Below are 20,116 nucleotides of genomic sequence, written 5' to 3'. Positions count from 1 at the left end.
ATCCGAATCGTGTCGGAATCGGTCACCCGTTACGGTGCTGGATGTGTCGGAGTCGTACCCCCAAGATCAGGCGACCTGGCGGACCGCCCCCGTGACGGCCGGGCCGGCTGACACCTCGCCGTTCCAGCTACCCCCGGAGTTCTACGACGCCGAGCCCGCCGGCGGCCGTGATCCCGGGCCGGACAAGCGCAACAAGCTGCTGCTCCAGGGCTTGGGGCTGGTCGGTGTCGCGGTGCTGTCCGGGCTGGTGTTCTGGGCCGTGCAGCCGAGTCACGTGGCCGGCGTGGCCGAGGCCGCGTCCAGCCAGGTCGACAGCGCCGGCAAGTACACCTTCACCCGGGTCGCCGGTCCCGCCACCGACACCGACTGCGCCCAGCACGCCTTCAACAAGACCCAGGTGTTCCTCAAGGACCACCCCTGCCAGCAGCTCGTGCGGTCGCTGTACTCCTCGACGCTGCCGGACGGCACCACTGCGGTGGTGTCCCTGATCGATGTGAAGATGGGCAGCAACGGGGACGCCGAGCAGCTCAGACAGATCACCAGCAGCGACAACACCGGCAACGTCTACGACCTGCTCAAGGACGGCGGCGTCACCGCGGCCAACATGCCGACCACCAGCCAGTTGCAGGACGGTGGCTACGCCGCCGCCACCAACGCCAACGTCACCACCATCGCGTTGACCGCCCTGGTCGGCGGCCACCCCGACAGGGCCAAGCTCAAGGACATCAGCACCGACGCCCTCCGCCTGGCCGGCAAGTAGCGGCGGTTCGTGTCAGGAAGGGCCCCTTACTGACGTTGAACGCCAGTATCGGTCCCTTGATCTTGCCGGCGATGTCAGGAAGGGGTCCTTCCTGACGTTCAACGCGAGGATCGGTCCCTTGATCTTGCTCAGGGCTGGCCGGGCAGCGCCGGCGTGGACGGGGTCTGGCCGCCGGCCTGGCGCCAGGACATGGCCCGTACGGCGGCGTCGGTGAGGGCGTCCAGGGCGGTCTTCCGGATCGCCTGATCCGAGGTGTACTCGAGCACCGACCGCCAGGCCGCCGCGGCGTCGGCCTCGGCCGCCACCAACAGCACGAAGGCCGACGACTGGTTGGTCAGCGGCTGGGGCGTGGTGTAGCCGGGCTCGGCCGACTTTGGCGTGGCGCCGGCCTTCTTGACCAGCGTGATGGTGGCGTCGCGGCGGGCGGTGTGGGCCTCGGAGCCCTTGGCCAGCGCGGGATCGGAGCCCGCCGGCAGGAAGGCGCCGGCCAGGCCGTAGGCCCAGATGGCGGCGTGCTCGGAGGCCAGGGCCCGCTGCAAGGCGTCGACGGACTGGTCGGAGGGAGACGTCACGAGAGCAGCTCCTTCAAGCACGCGCAGCCGGCGACGACGGAGCCGACGAGCCCGGCACGGTAGGTCGGCACGGTCAGCGCGACCTGGGTGGCGGCGTCCTGGGCGGCCCCGAGCGAGGCGGCCAGCCCGGCAATGGCGGCGGCCTGGTCGGGGTAGCCGGTGCCCTGCGGCGGGCTCGACGGGGTGGTGGCCGTGGTGGCCGTCGGCGGCGGGGTGGCCCGGTCGATCTCCTTGCGCAGCGCGACCGCCTGGGCGTCCCGGTTGGTGGCGATGAGCTCGAACTTGGCCTGCACGGCCGGGAACTTGGCGGCCGCCGCGCGGGCGGTGGCGGCGTCCTTGGCGGCGGCGTCGGCCAGCGCGGCCAGCGGGTCCGGTGGCGGCGGTGCGGTCGGCGTCGGCGTGCACGCGGCGACGGCCGGCGCGGCCAACACCGTGAGCGCCCCGAGGCGCAGCAGGGCCCGGCGGTCGAGCTGAGGGGTCACGGTGAGTCATCTTGCCAGCAATCACCCGACCCACTCCGGTCCACGTGCGTCTGGACGGCTCAGCGACGAGATACGCTTGGCGACCACGACCGGCGAACGGCATCGCCGGTCGATGTCGTCACGTCCGCGTGGCGGCAGTGACAACCGAATGCGGTAAGAGCGACCAGGGGAGTGAGAACGTGTCCAGCGCGCCGCGCGGGGAGATATCCGCGCAGCTCGAACCGGTCGTCCGGGCGGCAGTCTCGGCGATCGGCTTCGATCTCGAGCTGCTCGACGTGCAGCAGGCTGGCCGTCGCCGACTGGTCAAGGTGGTGGTCGACGGCGAGGAGGGCGTCGGCCTCGACGCGATCGCCGAGGCCAGCCGCGTCGTCGCGGCCGCGCTCGACGAGCACGACCACGTGCTCGCGGGCCCGTACACCCTCGAGGTGACCTCGCCCGGCATCGACCGGCCGCTGACCGCACCGCGCCACTGGCGGCGGGCGAAGTTCCGGCTGGTCAAGGTGCGCCAGACCGACGGGGCCGAGTTCGCCGGCCGGGTCGGCAGGGTCACCGACGAGACGGTCCAGCTGCTGGTCGACGGCCAGCTGCGGGAGATCGGCCACGGCGCCGTCGAGCGGGCCGTGGTGGAAGTGGAGTTCCGGCAGCCGCCGGTCGAGGAGTTGGCGCTGTTGGAGCGCGGCTGTCAGGAGGATTCCGAATGAACGTCGACATCGCCGCCCTCCGGACGATCGAGCGGGACAAGGACATCCCGTTCGAGACCGTCATCGAGGCCATCGAGACCGCGCTGCTGACCGCGTACAAGCACACCGAGGGCCACCGGCCGCACGCCAGGGTGGACATCGACCGCAAGACCGGCCTGGTCCGGGTGCTGGCCCAGGACATCGGTCCGGACGGCCAGGTCGAGGAGGAGTGGGACGACACGCCGGAGGGCTTCGGCCGGATCGCCGCCACCACCGCCCGCCAGGTCATCCTCCAGCGGCTGCGCGACGCCGAGCACGAGCGCACCTTCGGCGAGTTCGCGGCCAAGGAGGGCGAGATCATCGCCGGTGTCGTGCAGCGCGACGCCCGGGCCAACTCGCGCGGCATGGTCGTCGTCCAGGTGGGTGACACCGAGGGCGTGCTGCCGCCGGCCGAGCAGGTGCCGGGCGAGCGCTACGAGCACGGCGAGCGGATCAAGTGCTACGTGGTCGGCGTGTCCCGCGGCTCCCGCGGCCCGCAGATCACGCTGTCCCGCACCCACCCCAACCTGGTCCGCCGGCTGTTCGCGCTGGAGGTCCCGGAGATCGCCGACGGCACCGTCGAGATCCCGGCGGTGGCACGTGAGGCAGGTCACCGTTCCAAGATCGCGGTGCGGTCCACGGTGGCCGGCGTGAACGCCAAGGGCGCCTGCATCGGCCCGATGGGGGCCCGGGTCCGCAACGTGATGAGCGAGCTGGCCGGCGAGAAGATCGACATCATCGACTTCTCCGAGGACTCGGCCACGTTCGTCGGGAATGCCCTGTCACCGGCCAAGGTCATCTCCGTCCGGGTGCTCGACGAGCGGGCCAAGACCGCCCGTGTCGTGGTGCCCGACTTCCAGCTGTCGCTGGCCATCGGCAAGGAGGGCCAGAACGCCCGGCTGGCGGCCCGGCTGACCGGCTGGCGCATCGACATCAAGTCCGACGCCGAGGTGGTCGCGCCGTCCGGTCAGGTATCCGGTTCGGCAGAGTGAGTTCGAGGGGATAGAATCTTCGGTGGTTCGTCGTTCAGAACCGGCACCCCCGTCCACCGGTCCCATTCGGACGTGCGTGGGATGCCGCGCGAAGGCGTCGGACTCCGAGCTGCTGCGCGTGGTGGCCAGGGACGAGATCGTCGTCCCCGACCCGAGACGCGGGCTGCCTGGTCGGGGCGCGTGGTTGCATCCCGATCCGGCGTGTCTGCGCGCCGCCGAGCGACGTCGGGCGTTCCCACGGGCCCTCCGGGTCCAGGGTGCGCTCGATCTCGCCGTCTTGACCGCTCATCTCGAGTCGGTCACAGCTGGGGATGTGCCGCCGCGGGAAGCCCCCGCTGCGGATGAGTAGAGGAAGCAGGTCGACCCGTCATGAGTCAGCCGTGAAGCTGAAGACATGATCGCGCGACGATAGGACGAGGTCGAGCGGGACTTTGCCGCCCGGCCTCCCTAGACGAGGAGAGCAGTGGCAGGCAAGGCCCGAGTGCACGAGCTCGCGAAGGAGCTCGGCGTCACGAGCAAGGAAGTGCTCAACAAGCTCGCCGAACAGGGCGAGTACGTGAAGTCCGCGTCCTCCACCGTGGAGGCCCCGGTCGCCCGCAGGCTGCGGGACGCCTACGAGAAGGGCGACACCAAGGCCAGGGGCGGCGCGCCGAAGCCCGGCCCGCGCCCCGGTCCGCCGGCGCCCAAGCCCAGCCCGGCCGCGACCGGTGCGACGCCCACGACGCCGGCCTCCGGCCAGCGTCCCCCCATGCCCGGCCCGCGTCCGGGTCCGCGCCCCGGCCCCAAGCCGGCCGAGACCCCGGCCGCCGCGTCGGCCGCCCCGGCTCCGGCCGCGGCTGCCCCGCAGGCCCCGGCAGCCGCCCCCCAGACCCAGGCTCCGCAGAGTCAATTCAAGGGCGCCCCTACGCAGCCCACGCTGTCCAGCCCGGCCCCCGCGCCGGCGCCGCAGCAGCAGCGTCCGCAGCAGCCGTCGCAGCAGGCTCCGGCCGCCGCGTCGGCCGGCCAGCAGGCGCCGTCCCGGCCCGCCCAGGGCCAGGGTCAGCGCCCCGGCGCCGGCCCCCGTCCCGGCCCGCGGCAGCAGCCGCAGCAGCCGGACGGCGGCTCCACGGTGCCGCCGCGCCAGCAGGGCCCCAAGCCCGGCCCGCGCGCGCCGCGGCCCGGCAACAACCCGTTCGGTGTCGGCTCCAACGCGCCGGCGCCGCGTCCGGCCGGGCCCCGTCCCGGCCCGCCCTCGCAGGGCGGCGGCGACCGGCCGCGTCCCGGTGACGGCCGGCCCGACCGCGCCCCGCGCGGCGACCGTCCGGCCGGCGACCGCGGTGGCGACCGTGGTCCCCGCCCGACCCCGGGCAACATGCCGCCTCGGCCCAACCCCGGCATGATGCCGCCCCGACCGGCCCGTCCGGCCGGTGGTGGCGGTCGTCCCGGTGGCGGTCCCGGTGGCGGCGGCCGCGGCCCTGGTGGCGGCGGTGGCGGTGGCTTCCGTGGCGGTCCCGGTGGGGGCGGCGGCGGTGGCGGCGGTTTCCGTGGCGGTCCCGGTGGGGGCGGCGGCGGTGGCGGCGGTTTCCGTGGCGGTCCCGGTGGGGGCGGCGGCGGTGGCGGCGGTTTCCGTGGCGGTCCCGGTGGGGGCGGCGGCGGTGGCGGCGGCGGTTTCCGTCCCGGTGGTGGCGGTGGCGCCCCGGCCGGCGGCGGTGGCTTCCGTGGCGGCGGCGGTCGTCCGGGTGGTCCCGGCGGTCGTGGCGGCGCCGCGGGTGCGTTCGGCCGTCCCGGCGGTCCCGCGCGTCGTGGTCGCAAGTCCAAGCGCCAGAAGCGTCAAGAGTTCGACAACATGCAGGCGCCCAGCGTCGGCGGTGTCCGGCTGCCCCGTGGCAACGGGGAGTCCATCCGGCTGCCGCGCGGCGCGTCGCTGACCGACTTCGCGGAGAAGATCAACGCGAACCCGGCGGCGCTGGTGCAGGTGCTGTTCCACATCGGCGAGATGGTCACGGCGACCCAGTCGGTCTCCGACGAGATCCTCGAGCTCCTCGGCAACGAGATGAACTACGTGGTCAACGTGGTCTCGCCCGAGGAAGAGGACCGGGAGCTGCTGGAGACCTTCGACATCACCTACGGCGAGGACGCCGGTGGCGAGGACGACCTCGTGATCCGGCCGCCGGTGGTGACCGTCATGGGTCACGTCGACCACGGTAAGACCCGACTGCTGGACACCATCCGCAAGGCCAACGTGCACGAGGGCGAGGCCGGCGGCATCACCCAGCACATCGGCGCCTACCAGGTCGAGACCGAGCTGGAGGGCAAGCCGCGCCTCATCACCTTCATCGACACCCCGGGTCACGAGGCGTTCACCGCCATGCGGGCCCGTGGCGCCAACTCCACCGACATCGCGGTCATCGTCGTCGCCGCTGACGACGGCGTGATGCCGCAGACGGTGGAGGCGATCAACCACGCCCAGGCGGCCAACGCGCCGATCGTGGTCGCGGTGAACAAGATCGACAAGGAAGGCGCGAACCCGCAGAAGATCCGCCAGCAGCTGACCGAGTACAACCTGGTCGCCGAGGAGTACGGCGGCGACACCATGTTCGTCGACATCTCGGCGAAGCAGGGGTTGCACATCGACCAGCTCCTGGAGGCGATCCTGCTGACCGCGGACGCCGCGCTCGACCTGCGGGCCAACCCGAACATGGAGGCCCAGGGCGTCGCGATCGAGGCGCACCTTGACCGCGGTCGCGGTCCGGTGGCCACGGTGCTGGTGCAGCGCGGCACGCTGCGGGTGGGCGACTCGATCGTCGCCGGCGACGCCTACGGGCGCGTCCGGCGCATGGTCGACGAGCACAACGAGGACGTCATCGAGGCAATGCCCTCGCGTCCGGTGCAGGTGATCGGTCTGACCTCGGTTCCCGGGGCCGGCGACACCTTCCTGGTCGTGGAGGAGGACCGGGTGGCCCGGCAGATCGCCGAGCGCCGCCAGGCCCGTACCCGCAACGCCCTCAACGCGTCCCGCCGCAAGCGCGTCAGCCTGGAGGACCTGGACGCCGCGCTGAAGGAGACCAGCCAGCTCAACCTGGTCATCAAGGGCGACAACTCCGGCACCGTCGAGGCGCTGGAAGCCGCGTTGATGAACATCGAGGTCGGCGAGGACGTCGAGCTGCACGTGGTGCACCGCGGCGTCGGTGGGGTCACGGAGAGCGACATCAACCTCGCCACCGCGACGGACAACACCATCGTCCTGGGCTTCAACGTCCGGGCCGAGGGCCGGGCCACCGAGCTGGCCAACCGCGAGGGCGTCGAGGTTCGCTACTACACGGTCATCTACCAGGCGATCGACGAGATCGAGCAGGCCCTCAAGGGCATGCTCAAGCCGGAGTACGAGGAGGTGCAGCTCGGCCGGGCCGAGGTGCGCGACGTCTTCAAGTCCTCCAAGGTCGGCACCATCGCCGGCTGCCTGGTGATGTCCGGCGAGCTCAAGCGCAACTCGAAGGCCCGCCTGATCCGCGACAACGTCGTGATCCAGGAGAGCCTGACCCTGACCTCGCTGCGTCGCTTCAAGGACGACGTGACCGAGGTCCGCGAGGGCTTCGAGTGCGGTCTCACCCTCGGCAACTACGGCGACCTGCGGGTCGGCGACACGGTCGAGACGTACGAGATGCGGGAGAAGCCCCGCAACTGATCAAGTGGCGTGCGACGGGGCCGGCCTGCCGGCCGGCCCCGTCGGCGTCCGCCCACGGTGATGCTGATGTTCGTCGGTGCCCTCGAGTTGGACGTGCTGCTGGGCGACGTCCACTCGCTCAAGGAGAAGCGCTCCGTGGTCCGGCCCGTGCTGGCCGAGATCCGGCGCAAGTACGAGGTCTCGGTGGCCGAGGCCGGTCATCTCGATCTGCACCGCCGCGCCCTGGTCGGGGTGTCGGTGGTCGCCGCCGACGCGGAGCACGTCCGTGACGTGCTCGACGCGTGTGAGCGGCTGGTGTCCTCCCGGCCCGAGCTTCAGGTCCTGTCGGCCCGACAGCGGCTGCTCGGCCCCGAGGACGACTAGTTCCAAACTGTCACTACTCATGAGGAGGAGCGCCGTGGCCGACCAGGCCCGCGCCCGCAGGCTCGCCAAGCGGATCGCCCAGATCGTGGCGTCCGCGCTGGAACACGAGGTGAAGGACCCCCGGCTGGCCCGGGTCACCATCACCGACGCCAGGGTCACCCCTGACCTGCACGACGCGACCGTGTTTTACACCGTGCTCGGCGACAACCTGGAGTCCGCTCCCGACCACGCCGCCGTCACCGCCGCGCTGACCAGCGCCACCGGTGTGCTGCGGACCATGGTCGGGCAGCAGACCGGCGTGCGGTTCACGCCGACGCTGGCCTTCCGGGCCGACACCGTGCCGACCGACTCCAAGCGGATCGACGAGCTGCTGGCGAAAGCCCGTGAGTCGGACGCCGAGGTGGCGCAGCTGGCGTCCACCGCGCAGCCGGCCGGCGAGGCCGACCCGTACAAGGCTCCCCGCGAGGAGGAGTCCGACGCGGAGTGACGTAGCTTGCCTCGTGTGAGCTCATCCGAACAGGTCGATGTCGCGGCCGCCGCGGCCCTGCTGGCCGCGGCGGCCGACGTCACGCTGCTGGCCCACGTCAATCCCGACGCCGACGCGTTGGGCAGCGCCCTGGCCCTCGGCCTGGCGCTGCGGCGTCGTGGCGCCACCGTGCGGGTGTCCTTCGGCTCGCCGTCGGCGGTGCCGGAGTCGCTGCGGATGTTGGATTCCGAGAGCCTGTTCGTGCCGGCTTCGGACGTGCCGGCGGCTTGTGGACTACTGGTCGCGCTGGACACCGGCAGCCTCGACCGGCTCGGTCCGTTGGCCGATCGGGTGGCTTCCGCCGGCGCCGCGCTGGTCGTCGACCATCACGTGTCGAACACCCGCTACGGCAGCCACAACCTGGTCGACGACCGGGCCGAGGCCACCGCGGTGATCGTCGCCCGGCTGCTGGGCGAGCTCGGCGTGGAGATCGACGAGCCCATCGCCCGCTGCCTGTACGCCGGCATCGCCACCGACACCGTGTCCTTCCGCTTCGCCAAGCCCGAGACCCACCGCCTGGCCGCCCGCCTGCTGGAGGCCGGCGTCGACGGGTCCGGGCTGATCCGCTCACTGATGGACAGCCATCCGTTCGCGTGGCTGGGCATGCTTTCCTCGGTGCTCGCGGCCGCCCAGTTGGAGCCGGATGCCGCGCAGGGCTTGGGTTTTGTCTACGCCGTCGTGCGCCAAGCCGATGTCGTGGGCGTGCGGGCCGAGGAGATCGAGAGCGTGATCGACGTAGTCCGCTCGACGTCCGAGGCCGAAGTTGCCGCAGTCCTGAAAGAAACCCCGGCCGGCACGTGGACGGTGTCGCTGCGGGCCGTCGGCCGCCTCGACGTGCGCTCCGTGGCCGTGCGCTTCGGCGGCGGCGGTCATCGCCTGGCCGCCGGCTTCACCGCCCCCGGCACCGCCGAGAACGTCATCGCCGGCATCCGCTCCGCCCTCGCCGAGGCTACCCCCGCCCACTGACACTCTCCGCTCTTGCGCCACATGCGCTTCCTATGTGGCACCAGACGCCACATAGGAAGCGCATGTGTGAGTGCTGGGTTGCCCGAATCTGGTCTAGACCACCTCGGCGCTCCCCGGTATCGTCGAGGGTCCGGCCGCCGCCACCCTTCGACGATGGGAGCTGGCCATGTTCGGTCGGATATCGCGGACCCTGACGGCAGTCCTTGCCGCCGCGCTAGCCGTCCCGGCGCTCGGTCTGGCGTCCGCACAGGCGACCCCTGCCTCGCCTCACGCGGACACGTGTGCGGTGAAGTCCCGGCCCGCCGGCAAGGTGCTCCAGGGCTACTGGGAGAACTGGGACGGCGCGGCCAACGGCGTGCATCCCGGCCTCGGCTGGATACCGGTCACCGACAGCCGGATCGCGCAGCACGGCTACAACGTGATCAACGAAGCCTTCCCGGTGATCCGGTCCGACGGCACGGCGCTGTGGCAGGACGGCATGGACGCCGGGGTGAAGGTCGGCACGCCGGCCGACAACTGCGCGGCCAAGGCGGCCGGGGCGACCCTGCTGCTGTCCATCGGCGGCGCGGCCGCCGGTATCGACCTGAGCTCGAGCACCGTGGCCGACCGGTTCGTGAACACCATCGTGCCGATCCTGAAGACCTACAACTTCGACGGCATCGACATCGACATCGAGACCGGCCTGACCGACACCGGCAACATCAAGACCCTGTCGGCCTCGCAGTCCAACCTGATCCGCATCATCGACGGCGTGCTGGCCAAGATGCCGTCCAACTTCGGCCTCACCATGGCCCCGGAAACCGCTTACGTCACCGGCGGTTCCATCACGTACGGCTCCATCTGGGGCGCGTACCTGCCGATCATCAAGAAGTACGCCGACAACGGCCGGCTGTGGTGGCTGAACATGCAGTACTACAACGGTTCCATGTACGGCTGCAAGGGCGACTCCTACCAGGCCGGCACCGTGCAGGGCTTCACCGTGCAGACCCAGTGCCTGAACAACGGCCTGGTCGTGCAGGGCACCACCATCAAGGTTCCTTACGACAAGCAGGTTCCCGGTCTGCCGGCGCAGTCCGGGGCCGGCGGCGGCTACATGTCGACCAGCCTGGTGTCACAGGCCTACCGAAGTGTCAGCGGCATCAAGGGCCTGATGACGTGGTCGGTCAACTGGGACGGTTCGAAGGGCTGGAGCTTCGGCAACAACGTGAAGTCGCTAGAGGGCCGGTAGCACGAAAACCGCCCAGCCGTCGGCGTCGGGATGCCTGGTCATCCCGACGCCCTCGGCGAGTCGGATGGACGGCACGTTGTCCGGCCGGGTCACCACCGCGACCGGCCAATCCGGATGCAGCTCCTCGCCACGGAGATGGCCTTGCGTGCCATCTCCGTGGCTATTCCCCTGCCCCGCACCGCCGGCCACATTCGGTAGTACAGGTTCCACACCTGTTGGCCGTTGTGCCACGTGGGTTTCACGCCGCCGTAGCCGGCCGTCCGACCCTCGAACTCGATCCGCCAGTAGCCGTGCTCGCCGCTTTCCCAAACCGCGCAGAAGTCCCGCAGCAGCTGCGTGAGCGACTCCGGCGACCGCGTGGTCTCCACGGCGTGCAGGGCAAGGAAGTCGTCGAGGTCGGCCATCGTCACGGGATGCAGCACCAGGTTCACGCCAGCACCTCGCTCAGCACGTGCCGGGAGTTGGCCGACAGCCCGGGATTCGTGTCCCGGTAGTAGGGCAACTGGATCAGGGCGATGGACATCGCCCAGGCGCGGCCGCGTTCCCACGTCTCGTCGTCGATGTCCAGCGCTTCACGGAAGACGTCACGAGCCCCGCCCGGCAACAGGTTCCACGCGATAACGAGATCCACGGTGGGGTCGCCGATGCCGACACCGCCGAAGTCGATCACGGCGGCGAGCCGGCCGTTCCGCACGAGTACGTTGCCGGGGGAGAGGTCGCCGTGCGACCAGAAGACGCCGGGCGGCTCGGGCAGGGCGATGGCCCGGTCCCACAAGGCCAGGGCGGCAGCGGTGTCGATGTCGTCGTCGAGCTGGGAGATGGCCTCACGGGTCGGTGTGTCGCGGCCGGGCGAACCCAACGGCACGCCGCGGCGCTGCGCCGGCCCGCCGGTGGGATCGATCTTGCGCAGGGCCTGGATGAACTCGGCCAGGTCGCGGGCCAACGCCTCGGGCTCGGCCAGGGCTCCGACCACCGGATTGCGGCCGTCGATCCACCGCAGCACGGCCCACGGGAACGGGAAGTCGTCGTTGGGCTCGCCGATCCCGACCGGGACCGGCACCTGGACCGGCAGTTGCGGGGCCAGCACGGCCGGCCAGCGCAGCTCCTTGTTCAGGGCTGCCGCGACGAACGGCCGGCGCGGCAGCCGCACGGCCAGCTCGTCGCCGAGGCGGAACATCGCGTTGTCGGTGCCGGAGGAATCGACACGTTCGATCGGGAGATCGGCCCACTGCCGGAACTGTTCGGTGATCAGCGCCCGGACCAGCTCGGGGGTGGAGTCGATCTCGTCCGTGTGCATCCGCATGGCCACATACTGGGACAACGCAACCGTAAGTGCCATCACATAATTCGCGGTCCGAGCGAGGCTCGGTGCACATTGGGCAGGTGACGGTGCGTGCGGGCTCAGCGAGACAGGTTTTCGCCCTGGCGGTTCCGGCCCTGGGTGTGCTCGCGGCCGAGCCGCTGTACGTGCTCGTCGACACGGCGGTCGTCGGCCACCTGGGCGCGCTGCCGCTGGCCGGCCTCGCGCTCGGCGGCCTGCTGTTCTCGCAGGTGTCCAGTGCGCTGACTTTCCTCTCGTACGGCACGACCTCGCGCACGGCCCGATTGCACGGCGCGGGACGGCGTGGCGACGCGGTCGAAGAAGGCGTGCAGGCCACGTGGTTGGCGGTCGGAGTCGGCCTGGCCGTGCTGATCCTGGGCCAACTGTTGGCCACGCCCGTGGCGGAACTGTTGGCGGGCAAGGGACCCATCGCGGACGCCGGCGTGGGCTGGCTGCGCATCGCATTGTTCGGCGCACCGATGGTGCTGATCACGATGGCCGGCAACGGCTGGATGCGAGGCGTCCAGGACACCAGACGCCCGCTGGTGTACGTGCTGCTGGGCAACGGGCTTTCCGTGGTGCTGAACCCGATCCTCGTCTACGTCCTCGGCTGGGGCCTTGAGGGCTCGGCCGTGGCCAACGTGTTTGCGCAAACGGTGGCGGCGGCGCTGTTCGTCTCCGCGCTGGTCAAGGAGAGGGTGCCGCTGAAGCCGGTGCCGCCGCTCATCAGGGCGCAGCTGGGCCTCGGCCGTGACCTGGTGATCCGCACGCTGGCCTTCCAGCTGTCGTTCATCTCGGCGCTGTCGGTGGCGTCGCGCACCTCGACCGACGCGGTCGGCGCACACCAGATCGTGTTGCAGCTGTGGAGTTTCCTCGCGCTCGTGCTGGACTCGTTGGCCATTGCCGCGCAGTCGCTGGTCGGCGCGGCGCTGGGCGCGGGGCGGGACGACGAGGCGAAGTCCTTGGCCTGGCAGGTGACCCGGTACGGGCTGGTGTTCGGCATCGCGCTGTCGGTGGTTTTTGCCGCCCTGTACAGCGTTCTTCCTCGGGTGTTCACCTCGGCGCCCGGTGTGCTGGCGGAAATCCCGCACGCCTGGTGGCTTTTCGTGCTGCTGCAACCGATCGCCGGCGTGGTGTTCGCCCTGGACGGCGTGCTGCTCGGTGCGGGCGACGCCAAGTTCCTGCGCACTGCCACCGTCGTCAGCGCGCTCGTCGGCTTCGTGCCGCTGGTGTGGCTGTCGCTGGCGTTCCACTGGGGACTGCTCGGAATCTGGACCGGGCTGTCGACGTTCATGGTGTTCCGGCTGGTCGCCGTGGTGCTGCGGACGAAATCCGGGCGCTGGGCCGTCACGGGCGTGTGACGGAGTGCACGTCTGAAGCGGTTAACAACACGCTGACCAGCGGCGATGATAGGTGTGGACATCCTACGTTTCTGAACCATCTGGAAGGACAGCCGTGCCGGCCTCGCGCGCCACCCGTCAAGCCTGGGTGGTCTGGATCACCGCCGTCGTCGTCTACCTCTTCGCCGTCTTCCACCGCTCTTCTCTCGGCGTGGCCGGACTGGCCGCCGCCGACCGCTTCGGCGTCGGACCCGCCGCACTCAGCACATTCACCGTGCTCCAGGTTTTCGTCTACGCCGCCATGCAGGTGCCGACCGGCCTGCTGGTCGACCGGTTCGGCCCGCGCAAGCTGCTCACCGCGGCGGCGATCTTCATGGGCCTCGGCCAGATCCTGTTCGCCATCGCCGACAGCTACCCGCTCGGCCTGATCGCCCGCGGCGTGCTCGGCCTCGGCGACGCCATGACCTGGGTCAGCGTGCTGCGCCTGATCGGCGGCCACTTCCCGGCCCGCAAGTACGCCGTGGTCATGTCGCTGTCGGCGATGATCGGCTCGGCCGGCAACCTCGTCGCCACCGTGCCGCTGACCCTGCTGCTGCACAACGCCGGCTGGACCATGACCTTCCTGGTCGCCGGCGCCGCCACCGCCGTCTACGCCACGGTCGCCGCGACCCGGCTGCGTGATCTGCCGCACGGCGTGCCCGCGCCGGTGGTCGAGCGGGTCACGCCGCGTGAGGTCGTGCGCAACATCGCCAACGCCTGGCGTACGCCCGGCACCCGGCTCGGCTTCTGGGTGCACTTCAGCACGATGGTCGCGCCGACCACGCTCGGCCTGCTCTGGGGCGTGCCGTATCTGGTGCAGGCGCAGGGACTCAGCGTCGAGACCGCCGGTTCCGTGCTCAGCCTGCTGGTCATCGGCGGCCTCATCCTCAGCCCGGTCGTCGGCACGTTGATCAGCCGCAACCCCGAGCTGCGCGTGCCGCTGGCCGCCGCGTACCTGGTCACGTCCGGTGCGGTGTGGACGCTGCTGCTGATCGTGCCGGGCCGGCTTCCGTTGTGGCTGCTGGTGATCGCCTTCGCGCTGTTCGCCGTCGGCGGGCCGGCCTCGTCGGTCGGCTTCGCCCTGGCCAAGGACTACAACCCGAACCGGATCGTCGGCACCGCGACCGGCGTGGTCAACGTGGGCGGCTTCGTCGCCACCACGATCGCCGCCCTGGCCGTCGGTGTGCTGCTCGGCCTGGCCGAGGGCCTTGGCCAGCAGAACGCGTTCCGGATCGCCTTCGTGGCCGTGTTGGCCGTGCAGTCGCTGGGCACCTGGCGGATGGCCATCTGGTGGCGTCGGGCCCGGGCCGTGGTGCTGCACGCAGCCGCCCGTGGCGAGGAAGTTCCGGTGCAGCTCCAGCGGCGCCGGTGGGACGAGGTTATTGGGCCCGCGGCAGCGTGAGTTCGATCCGGGCGTGACAGAATCTTTGGCTGTGTCACAACCGCTTCGCTCTCGACGCCCGCAGAACCGCCAGCGCACGCCCGGCACCACCGCCAACGCCGGCCTGGTGGTCGTGGACAAGCCCGCCGGGCTGACCTCGCACGACGTGGTCGCCCGGGCCCGTCGCATCATGGGCACCCGCAAGGTCGGGCACGCCGGCACCCTGGACCCGATGGCCACCGGGGTGCTCGTGCTCGGCATCGAGCGGGCCACCAAGCTGCTGGGGCACCTGGCCATGGACACCAAGGCCTACCTGGCCACCATCCGGCTGGGCGCGGCCACCACCACCGACGACGCCCAGGGCGAGGTCACGTTCGAGGCCGACGGGTCGCAGGTGGACGAGGACCTGGTGCGGGCCGAGATCGCCCTGCTGACCGGCGACATCATGCAGGTGCCGAGCTCGGTCAGCGCGGTCAAGGTGGACGGCAAGCGGGCGTACGCGCGGGTGCGGGCCGGCGAGGAGGTCGAGCTGGCCGCGCGGCCGGTCACGGTCAGCCGGTTCGACCTGCTGCTGGTGCGCCGGGACGAGACCGGCACCGAGCTGGACGTGATGGTTGAGTGCTCGTCCGGCACCTACGTCCGGGCGCTGGCCCGCGACCTCGGGCAGAAGCTCGGCGTCGGCGGCCACCTGGTCGCCCTGCGCCGGACCCGCGTCGGCCCGTTCGACCTGCGTACCGCCCGGACCCTGGAGCAGCTCGAGGAAGAGCCGGCACTGTCGCTGGACCTGGGCGAGGCCGTCAACACGGCGTTCCCGCGACACGACATCGACCTGCCGTCGGCCGCCGCGCTGTCCCACGGCCGCAAGCTCCCGGCCGCCGGCATCGAGGGCCCGTACGGCGTGTTCGGCCCGGACGGTCGCGCGCTGGCGTTGGCCGTGGACACCGAAGGCGCCTCGAAGCCCCTGGTCCTCCTGGCCGTCGACTGACGAAGTGCGTGAAGGGGCTTTCCCGCACTCCGAGTGCGGGAAAGCCCCTTCACGGCGTCGGGGCGGGTACCGGTGGGTAGGCTCGTGGCTGTGCAGCGGTGGCGTGGGCTCGAGCATCTCCCTAGCGGCTGGGGCCGCTGTGTCCTGACGATCGGCGTGTTCGACGGGGTCCATCGCGGCCACCGCGAGCTGATCAGCCGGGCGGTGGAGTTGGCGGCCAAGCGGGACCTGCCGAGCGTGGTCATGACCTTCGACCCGCACCCGTCCGAGGTGGTCCGCCCGGGCAGCCATCCGGCCCAGCTGACCACGTTGAAGCGCCGCGCCGACCTCGTGGAGGAGCTGGGCGTGGACGTGTTCTGCGTGCTGCCCTTCACCCCGGAGCTGTCGCGGATGCCGGCGGACGTGTTCGTGCACGAGCTGCTGGTGGAGCAGCTGCACGTGGCGGCCGTGGTGGTGGGGGAGAACTTCACCTTCGGCAAGGGCGCGCAGGGCGACGTGACGCTGCTGCGCACGCTGGGCAGCCGCTTCGGCTTCACCGCCGAGGGAGAGAGCCTGGTCAGCGAGGACAGCCTGGTCTACTCCTCGACGTACATCCGGGCCTGCATCGACGCCGGCGACGTGGTGGCGGCTGAGCACGCGCTGGGCCGGCCGCACCGGCTGGAAGGCATAGTGGTCCGGGGCGACGGCCGTGGCCGCGACCTCGGTTTCCCGACGGCCAACCTGTCCACGCCGAAGTTCGCGGCGGTGCCGGCCGACGGCGTGTACGCGTGCCGTTTCCTTCAGGGCGGCCAGGTTCGCAACGCGGCCGTGTCGGTCGGCACGAACCCCACGTTCTCGGGCCGGGAGCGCCGCGTCGAGGCGTTCGTGCTGGACGTGAACGAGGACTTCTACGGGCAGCGGGTGGCGCTGGACTTTGTTGCGCGGCTGCGCGGTCAGCTGAAGTTCAACTCCAGTGACGATCTTGTCGTGCAGATGCGCGAGGACGTGGAAGAGGCCCGCCGGCTGCTGGCCTGAACCGGCCGTGCCACCCCCGCCGATCAGCTACGATCGGCCCGCGTGCGAATGCAAACCGGACAGGGGGACCCTTGGAGGACCACAAGATCGTCCAGCGCAACCTGGCGCTGCAACGTGAGTGGTACGGCGAGCCGCTGGGCGACCGGGTCCGCCGGCTCGTCGTGGCCTTCGACATCTCCCAGGCCTACCTCGCCGACGTGCTCGGCATCAGCGCCCCCATGCTCAGCCAGGTGATGAGCGGCCGCCGCGCCAAGATCGGCAACCCGGCCGTGCTGGCCCGCTTGATCATGCTGGAGCGCAAGATCCTCACCCCCGGCGTCGCCTCCGGCGACCGGACGGCCATGCAGCAGGCCCTGGACGACGTGCGCGAGTCCAAGCCGACCGTGGACCGCGAGGCCCTGCCCGTGCACGACGGCCGGGCCGACGTCGCCGCCGTGCAGGCCCTGCGCCGCGTGGCCCGTCCCGAGGACCTGACCCGCGCCGCCGAGACCGTCCGCGACCACCACCCCTGGCTGGCCGAGCTGCTCCGCCGGGCGGCCTTCCCGCAGGTATGAGGCTGTGCTCGTCGGCGCCGCCTCCGGCGTCGCGGGCTCGGCCCCTGTGGGGCCGGCCCGTCTCCCGTGTGGACGGTCATCGAACACGCGTCAGAAGCCGCGTTCCGTGACCACCCCCGCCGCGCACGCCGAGCGGCACTCCTTCACCCCGCACCTGACCATCGCGCGGGGAAAGTCGCTCGACGTCGTCCCACTTGTGGGTTACAAAGGACCTTGGTGGACGTCGAGCGAGCTGGTGCTCATGCGGAGCGAGCGGACCCTGCGGGGGTACCGCTATTCGGCCCTCGACGCGGTGCTGCTGCGCGGCCGTCCTTGAACACCTGCTAACCTCGGTGTTTGGGTCCGGCTGCGGTCCGTGGCGGCCGGTACCGACAACCCCCTCTCGCAGGGGGCATCACGGGACGACCGCGACAGGAATGAGAGCAGAAAAGTGGCACTGTCCACCGAGCAGAAGAAGACCATTCTCGCCGAGTACGGCTTGAAGGATGGGGACACCGGATCGCCCGAGGCCCAGATCGCGCTGCTCAGCAAGCGCATCAGCGACCTCACCGAGCACCTGCGTTTCCACAAGCACGACCACCACTCCCGTCGTGGCCTGCTGCTGATGGTGGGTCGCCGCCGTCGGCTGCTGAACTACCTGACCAAGACCGACATCGAGCGCTACCGGTCGCTGATCCAGCGGCTCGGCCTGCGTCGATGAGCAGCGAGGGGAGCGGCCGGTGGCCGCTCCCCCTCTCCGCAGGTAAGACCCCTAAACAAACAAGAGAACAACGGGACACGCGCGGCGGCGCACGGCGAAGTACGGGTACGCCGGTCCTCGGTAGTGGTCCCCGGGAGCATCCCGCGGACTTCGATCGAAGACCGGCCTCGTCGCCAGGGACCGCCTGCGTCTCCCTGTGATGAGGAGAACCAACTACATGACCGATTTCGAGGTCCACGAGACCACCGCCGTGATCGACAACGGCACGTTCGGCCAGCGCACCGTGCGCTTCGAGACGGGCCGGCTGGCCCGTCAGGCCGCCGGCAGCGTCGTCGCCTACCTGGACGACGAGACCATGCTGCTGAGCGCCACCACGGCGTCCAAGCACCCGAAGGACCAGTTCGACTTCTTCCCGCTGACGGTGGACGTCGAGGAGCGGATGTACGCCGTCGGCCGTATCCCCGGCGCCTTCTTCCGCCGCGAGGGCCGTCCCTCCACCGACGCCATCCTCACCTGCCGCCTGATCGACCGCCCGCTGCGCCCGTCCTTCGTCGACGGCCTGCGCAACGAGATCCAGGTCGTCATCACCGTGCAGAGCCTGAACCCGGCCGACCTGTACGACGTGGTCGCGATCAACGCCGCGTCCGCCTCCACCCAGCTGGCCGGCCTGCCGTTCTCCGGCCCGATCGGCGGCGTCCGCGTCGCCCTGATCGACGGCCAGTGGGTCGCCTTCCCGACCTACGAGCTGCTGGAGCGGGCCACCTTCGACATGGTGGTCGCCGGCCGCATCGTCGGTGACGACGTCGCCATCATGATGGTCGAGGCCGAGGCCACCGAGAACGTCATCGACCTGATCGCGGGCGGCGCCGGCGCGCCGAACGAGCAGGTCGTCGCCTCCGGCCTGGAGGCCGCGAAGCCGTTCATCCGCGCCCTGTGCGTTGCCCAGCAGGAGCTGGCCGAGAAGGCCGCCAAGCCGACCGGCGAGTTCCCGCAGTACCTGGCCTACCAGGCCGACGCCTTCGAGGCCGTCGAGGCCGCGGTGAGCGGCGAGCTGGCCCAGGCGCTGACCATCGCCGGCAAGCAGGAGCGCGAGGGCCGCCTCGACGAGGTCAAGGCCGCCGCGCTGGAGAAGCTGGCCGAGCAGTTCGAGGGCCGCGAGAAGGAGATCGGCGCCGCGTTCCGGTCGCTGACAAAGAAGCTCGTCCGCCAGCGCGTGCTGCGCGACAAGATCCGCATCGACGGCCGTGGCCTGACCGACATCCGCCAGCTGTCGGCCGAGGTCGCGCTCATCCCGCGGGCCCACGGCTCGGCGCTGTTCGAGCGGGGCGAGACCCAGATCCTGGGTGTCACCACGCTGAACATGCTGCGCATGGAGCAGCAGATCGACTCGCTGTCCCCGGAGACGCACAAGCGCTACCTGCACCACTACAACTTCCCGCCCTTCTCCACCGGTGAGACCGGTCGGGTCGGCTCGCCCAAGCGGCGCGAGATCGGCCACGGCGCGCTGGCCGAGCGGGCCCTGGTGCCGGTGCTGCCCAAGCGGGACGAGTTCCCGTACGCGATCCGCCAGGTCTCCGAGGCGCTGGGCTCCAACGGCTCCACCTCGATGGGCTCGGTCTGCGCCTCGACCATGTCGCTGCTCAACGCCGGTGTGCCGCTCAAGGCCCCGGTCGCCGGCATCGCCATGGGCCTGGTTTCCGACGAGGTCGACGGCGAGACCCGCTATGTCGCGCTGACCGACATCCTCGGCGCCGAGGACGCGTTCGGCGACATGGACTTCAAGGTCGCCGGCACCAAGGAGTTCGTGACCGCGCTGCAGCTGGACACCAAGCTGGACGGCATCCCGTCCGAGGTGCTGGCCCAGGCGCTGGGTCAGGCCCGCGACGCGCGCCTGACCATCCTCGAGGTCATCGAGGAGGCCATCGACCGGCCGGACGAGATGTCCCCGTTCGCCCCGCGCGTGACGGCCATCAACATCCCGGTCGACAAGATCGGCGAGGTCATCGGCCCGAAGGGCAAGATGATCAACTCGATCACCGAGCAGACCGGCGCCGACATCTCCATCGAGGACGACGGCACGATCTACGTCGGCGCGGCCGACGGCCCGTCGGCCGAGGCGGCCATCGGCCTGATCAACGCGATCGCCAACCCGCAGCTGCCCAAGGTGGGCGAGCGCTTCCTGGGCACGGTCGTCAAGACCGCCGCCTTCGGCGCGTTCGTCTCGCTGCTGCCCGGCCGTGACGGCCTGGTGCACATCTCCAAGCTGGGCCAGGGCAAGCGCATCGCCAAGGTCGAGGACGTGGTCAAGGTCGGCGACAAGCTCCGCGTGGAGATCGCCGACATCGACAACCGCGGCAAGATCAGCCTGGTGCTCGTGTCCGAGGAGGACGCGGCCGCCGCCGAGGCGCCGAAGACCGAAGAGCAGCCGGAGCCGGCCGCCCAGTGAGTCTGAGCAACTCGAGGACGGCCGCGGGGTTTCCCGCGGCCGTCCTGGCTATCGGCAACGTCCG

21 protein-coding genes are annotated in these 20,116 nt (G+C 71.0%); 17 read left to right on the top strand and 4 right to left on the bottom strand.

The window, feature by feature from the left end:
• Positions 1-43: 43 nt before the first annotated feature.
• Entirely contained in the window at positions 44-760 is a 717-nt protein-coding gene (locus M3Q35_RS25765; protein WP_273935081.1) for a hypothetical protein, read from the top strand.
• A gap of 128 nt (positions 761-888) precedes the next feature.
• On the opposite strand, the gene M3Q35_RS25760 is transcribed toward M3Q35_RS25765, so the two are convergent.
• Both M3Q35_RS25760 and M3Q35_RS25755 read right to left on the bottom strand, forming a co-directional pair.
• On the bottom strand, positions 889-1,332 hold the full coding sequence (locus tag M3Q35_RS25760) for a ferritin-like domain-containing protein (protein WP_273935080.1): 444 nt from the start codon (positions 1,330-1,332) through the stop codon (positions 889-891).
• Positions 1,329-1,814, bottom strand: coding sequence for a hypothetical protein (locus tag M3Q35_RS25755; protein ID WP_273935079.1), 486 nt, complete (start codon positions 1,812-1,814; stop codon positions 1,329-1,331). The genes M3Q35_RS25760 and M3Q35_RS25755 overlap by 4 nt, the downstream gene beginning before the upstream one ends.
• A 179-nt stretch (positions 1,815-1,993) precedes the next feature.
• On the opposite strand from M3Q35_RS25755, the gene rimP reads away from it, so the two are divergent.
• The 8 genes from rimP (at position 1,994) to M3Q35_RS25715 (ending at position 10,272) form a co-directional block, all read left to right on the top strand.
• A complete protein-coding gene (gene rimP / locus M3Q35_RS25750) occupies positions 1,994-2,515 on the top strand; it encodes a ribosome maturation factor RimP (protein ID WP_273935078.1) in 522 nt (173 codons plus the stop codon).
• Positions 2,512-3,525 carry a transcription termination factor NusA gene (nusA, locus tag M3Q35_RS25745; protein ID WP_273935077.1) on the top strand — a complete coding sequence of 338 codons (1,014 nt, stop codon included), beginning with the start codon at positions 2,512-2,514 and terminating at the stop codon, positions 3,523-3,525. Before rimP ends, nusA begins: the two co-directional genes overlap by 4 nt.
• A 22-nt stretch (positions 3,526-3,547) precedes the next feature.
• A complete protein-coding gene (locus tag M3Q35_RS25740) occupies positions 3,548-3,874 on the top strand; it encodes a YlxR family protein (RefSeq protein ID WP_273935076.1) in 327 nt (108 codons plus the stop codon).
• Between the two features lie 114 nt (positions 3,875-3,988).
• On the top strand, positions 3,989-7,189 hold the full coding sequence (gene infB, locus M3Q35_RS25735; protein ID WP_273935075.1) for a translation initiation factor IF-2: 3,201 nt from the start codon (positions 3,989-3,991) through the stop codon (positions 7,187-7,189).
• Positions 7,190-7,255: 66 nt separating this feature from the next.
• Positions 7,256-7,552 carry a DUF503 domain-containing protein gene (locus M3Q35_RS25730; RefSeq protein ID WP_116174320.1) on the top strand — a complete coding sequence of 99 codons (297 nt, stop codon included), beginning with the start codon at positions 7,256-7,258 and terminating at the stop codon, positions 7,550-7,552.
• Positions 7,553-7,586: 34 nt separating this feature from the next.
• Entirely contained in the window at positions 7,587-8,039 is a 453-nt protein-coding gene (rbfA, locus tag M3Q35_RS25725; protein ID WP_273935074.1) for a 30S ribosome-binding factor RbfA, read from the top strand.
• A 15-nt stretch (positions 8,040-8,054) separates the two neighbouring features.
• The gene (locus tag M3Q35_RS25720; RefSeq protein WP_273935073.1) at positions 8,055-9,044 is read left to right on the top strand and encodes a DHH family phosphoesterase; all 990 of its coding nucleotides are present in this window, start codon (positions 8,055-8,057) and stop codon (positions 9,042-9,044) included.
• Between the two features lie 166 nt (positions 9,045-9,210).
• The gene (locus M3Q35_RS25715; RefSeq protein WP_273935072.1) at positions 9,211-10,272 is read left to right on the top strand and encodes a chitinase; all 1,062 of its coding nucleotides are present in this window, start codon (positions 9,211-9,213) and stop codon (positions 10,270-10,272) included.
• Between the two features lie 89 nt (positions 10,273-10,361).
• Here the strand turns inward: M3Q35_RS25715 and M3Q35_RS25710 are convergent, their stop codons facing one another.
• Both M3Q35_RS25710 and M3Q35_RS25705 read right to left on the bottom strand, forming a co-directional pair.
• On the bottom strand, positions 10,362-10,703 hold the full coding sequence (locus M3Q35_RS25710) for a GNAT family N-acetyltransferase (protein ID WP_273935071.1): 342 nt from the start codon (positions 10,701-10,703) through the stop codon (positions 10,362-10,364).
• On the bottom strand, positions 10,700-11,575 hold the full coding sequence (locus M3Q35_RS25705) for an aminoglycoside phosphotransferase family protein (RefSeq protein WP_273935070.1): 876 nt from the start codon (positions 11,573-11,575) through the stop codon (positions 10,700-10,702). Before M3Q35_RS25705 ends, M3Q35_RS25710 begins: the two co-directional genes overlap by 4 nt.
• 80 nt (positions 11,576-11,655) lie before the next feature.
• Here M3Q35_RS25705 and M3Q35_RS25700 point away from each other — a divergent pair, with 80 nt between their 5' ends.
• The 8 genes from M3Q35_RS25700 to M3Q35_RS25665 all read left to right on the top strand — a co-directional run bounded on the left by M3Q35_RS25700 (position 11,656) and on the right by M3Q35_RS25665 (position 20,052).
• Positions 11,656-12,954 carry an MATE family efflux transporter gene (locus tag M3Q35_RS25700; RefSeq protein WP_273935069.1) on the top strand — a complete coding sequence of 433 codons (1,299 nt, stop codon included), beginning with the start codon at positions 11,656-11,658 and terminating at the stop codon, positions 12,952-12,954.
• A 94-nt stretch (positions 12,955-13,048) separates the two neighbouring features.
• The gene (locus tag M3Q35_RS25695; protein ID WP_273935068.1) at positions 13,049-14,374 is read left to right on the top strand and encodes an MFS transporter; all 1,326 of its coding nucleotides are present in this window, start codon (positions 13,049-13,051) and stop codon (positions 14,372-14,374) included.
• 31 nt (positions 14,375-14,405) lie between these two features.
• Positions 14,406-15,338: a tRNA pseudouridine(55) synthase TruB gene (truB, locus tag M3Q35_RS25690; protein WP_379794278.1), complete on the top strand. Its 933-nt coding sequence runs from the start codon at positions 14,406-14,408 to the stop codon at positions 15,336-15,338.
• Positions 15,339-15,428: 90 nt separating this feature from the next.
• Positions 15,429-16,352: a bifunctional riboflavin kinase/FAD synthetase gene (locus M3Q35_RS25685; protein ID WP_273935067.1), complete on the top strand. Its 924-nt coding sequence runs from the start codon at positions 15,429-15,431 to the stop codon at positions 16,350-16,352.
• 71 nt (positions 16,353-16,423) lie between these two features.
• Positions 16,424-16,906 carry a helix-turn-helix domain-containing protein gene (locus M3Q35_RS25680; protein WP_273935066.1) on the top strand — a complete coding sequence of 161 codons (483 nt, stop codon included), beginning with the start codon at positions 16,424-16,426 and terminating at the stop codon, positions 16,904-16,906.
• 106 nt (positions 16,907-17,012) lie between these two features.
• The gene (locus tag M3Q35_RS25675; RefSeq protein ID WP_273935065.1) at positions 17,013-17,222 is read left to right on the top strand and encodes a 2'-5' RNA ligase family protein; all 210 of its coding nucleotides are present in this window, start codon (positions 17,013-17,015) and stop codon (positions 17,220-17,222) included.
• 114 nt (positions 17,223-17,336) lie between these two features.
• On the top strand, positions 17,337-17,606 hold the full coding sequence (rpsO, locus tag M3Q35_RS25670) for a 30S ribosomal protein S15 (RefSeq protein ID WP_116174156.1): 270 nt from the start codon (positions 17,337-17,339) through the stop codon (positions 17,604-17,606).
• 217 nt (positions 17,607-17,823) lie between these two features.
• Positions 17,824-20,052 carry a polyribonucleotide nucleotidyltransferase gene (locus M3Q35_RS25665; RefSeq protein ID WP_273935064.1) on the top strand — a complete coding sequence of 743 codons (2,229 nt, stop codon included), beginning with the start codon at positions 17,824-17,826 and terminating at the stop codon, positions 20,050-20,052.
• Positions 20,053-20,116 lie beyond the last annotated feature (64 nt).

It is taken from the genome of Kutzneria chonburiensis (assembly GCF_028622115.1).
In the GTDB taxonomy this organism is placed as follows: Bacteria; Actinomycetota; Actinomycetes; order Mycobacteriales; family Pseudonocardiaceae; genus Kutzneria; species Kutzneria chonburiensis.
The sequence above is the reverse complement of the archived record's forward strand: the minus strand, read 5'-3'. Positions and strand labels throughout refer to the sequence as shown.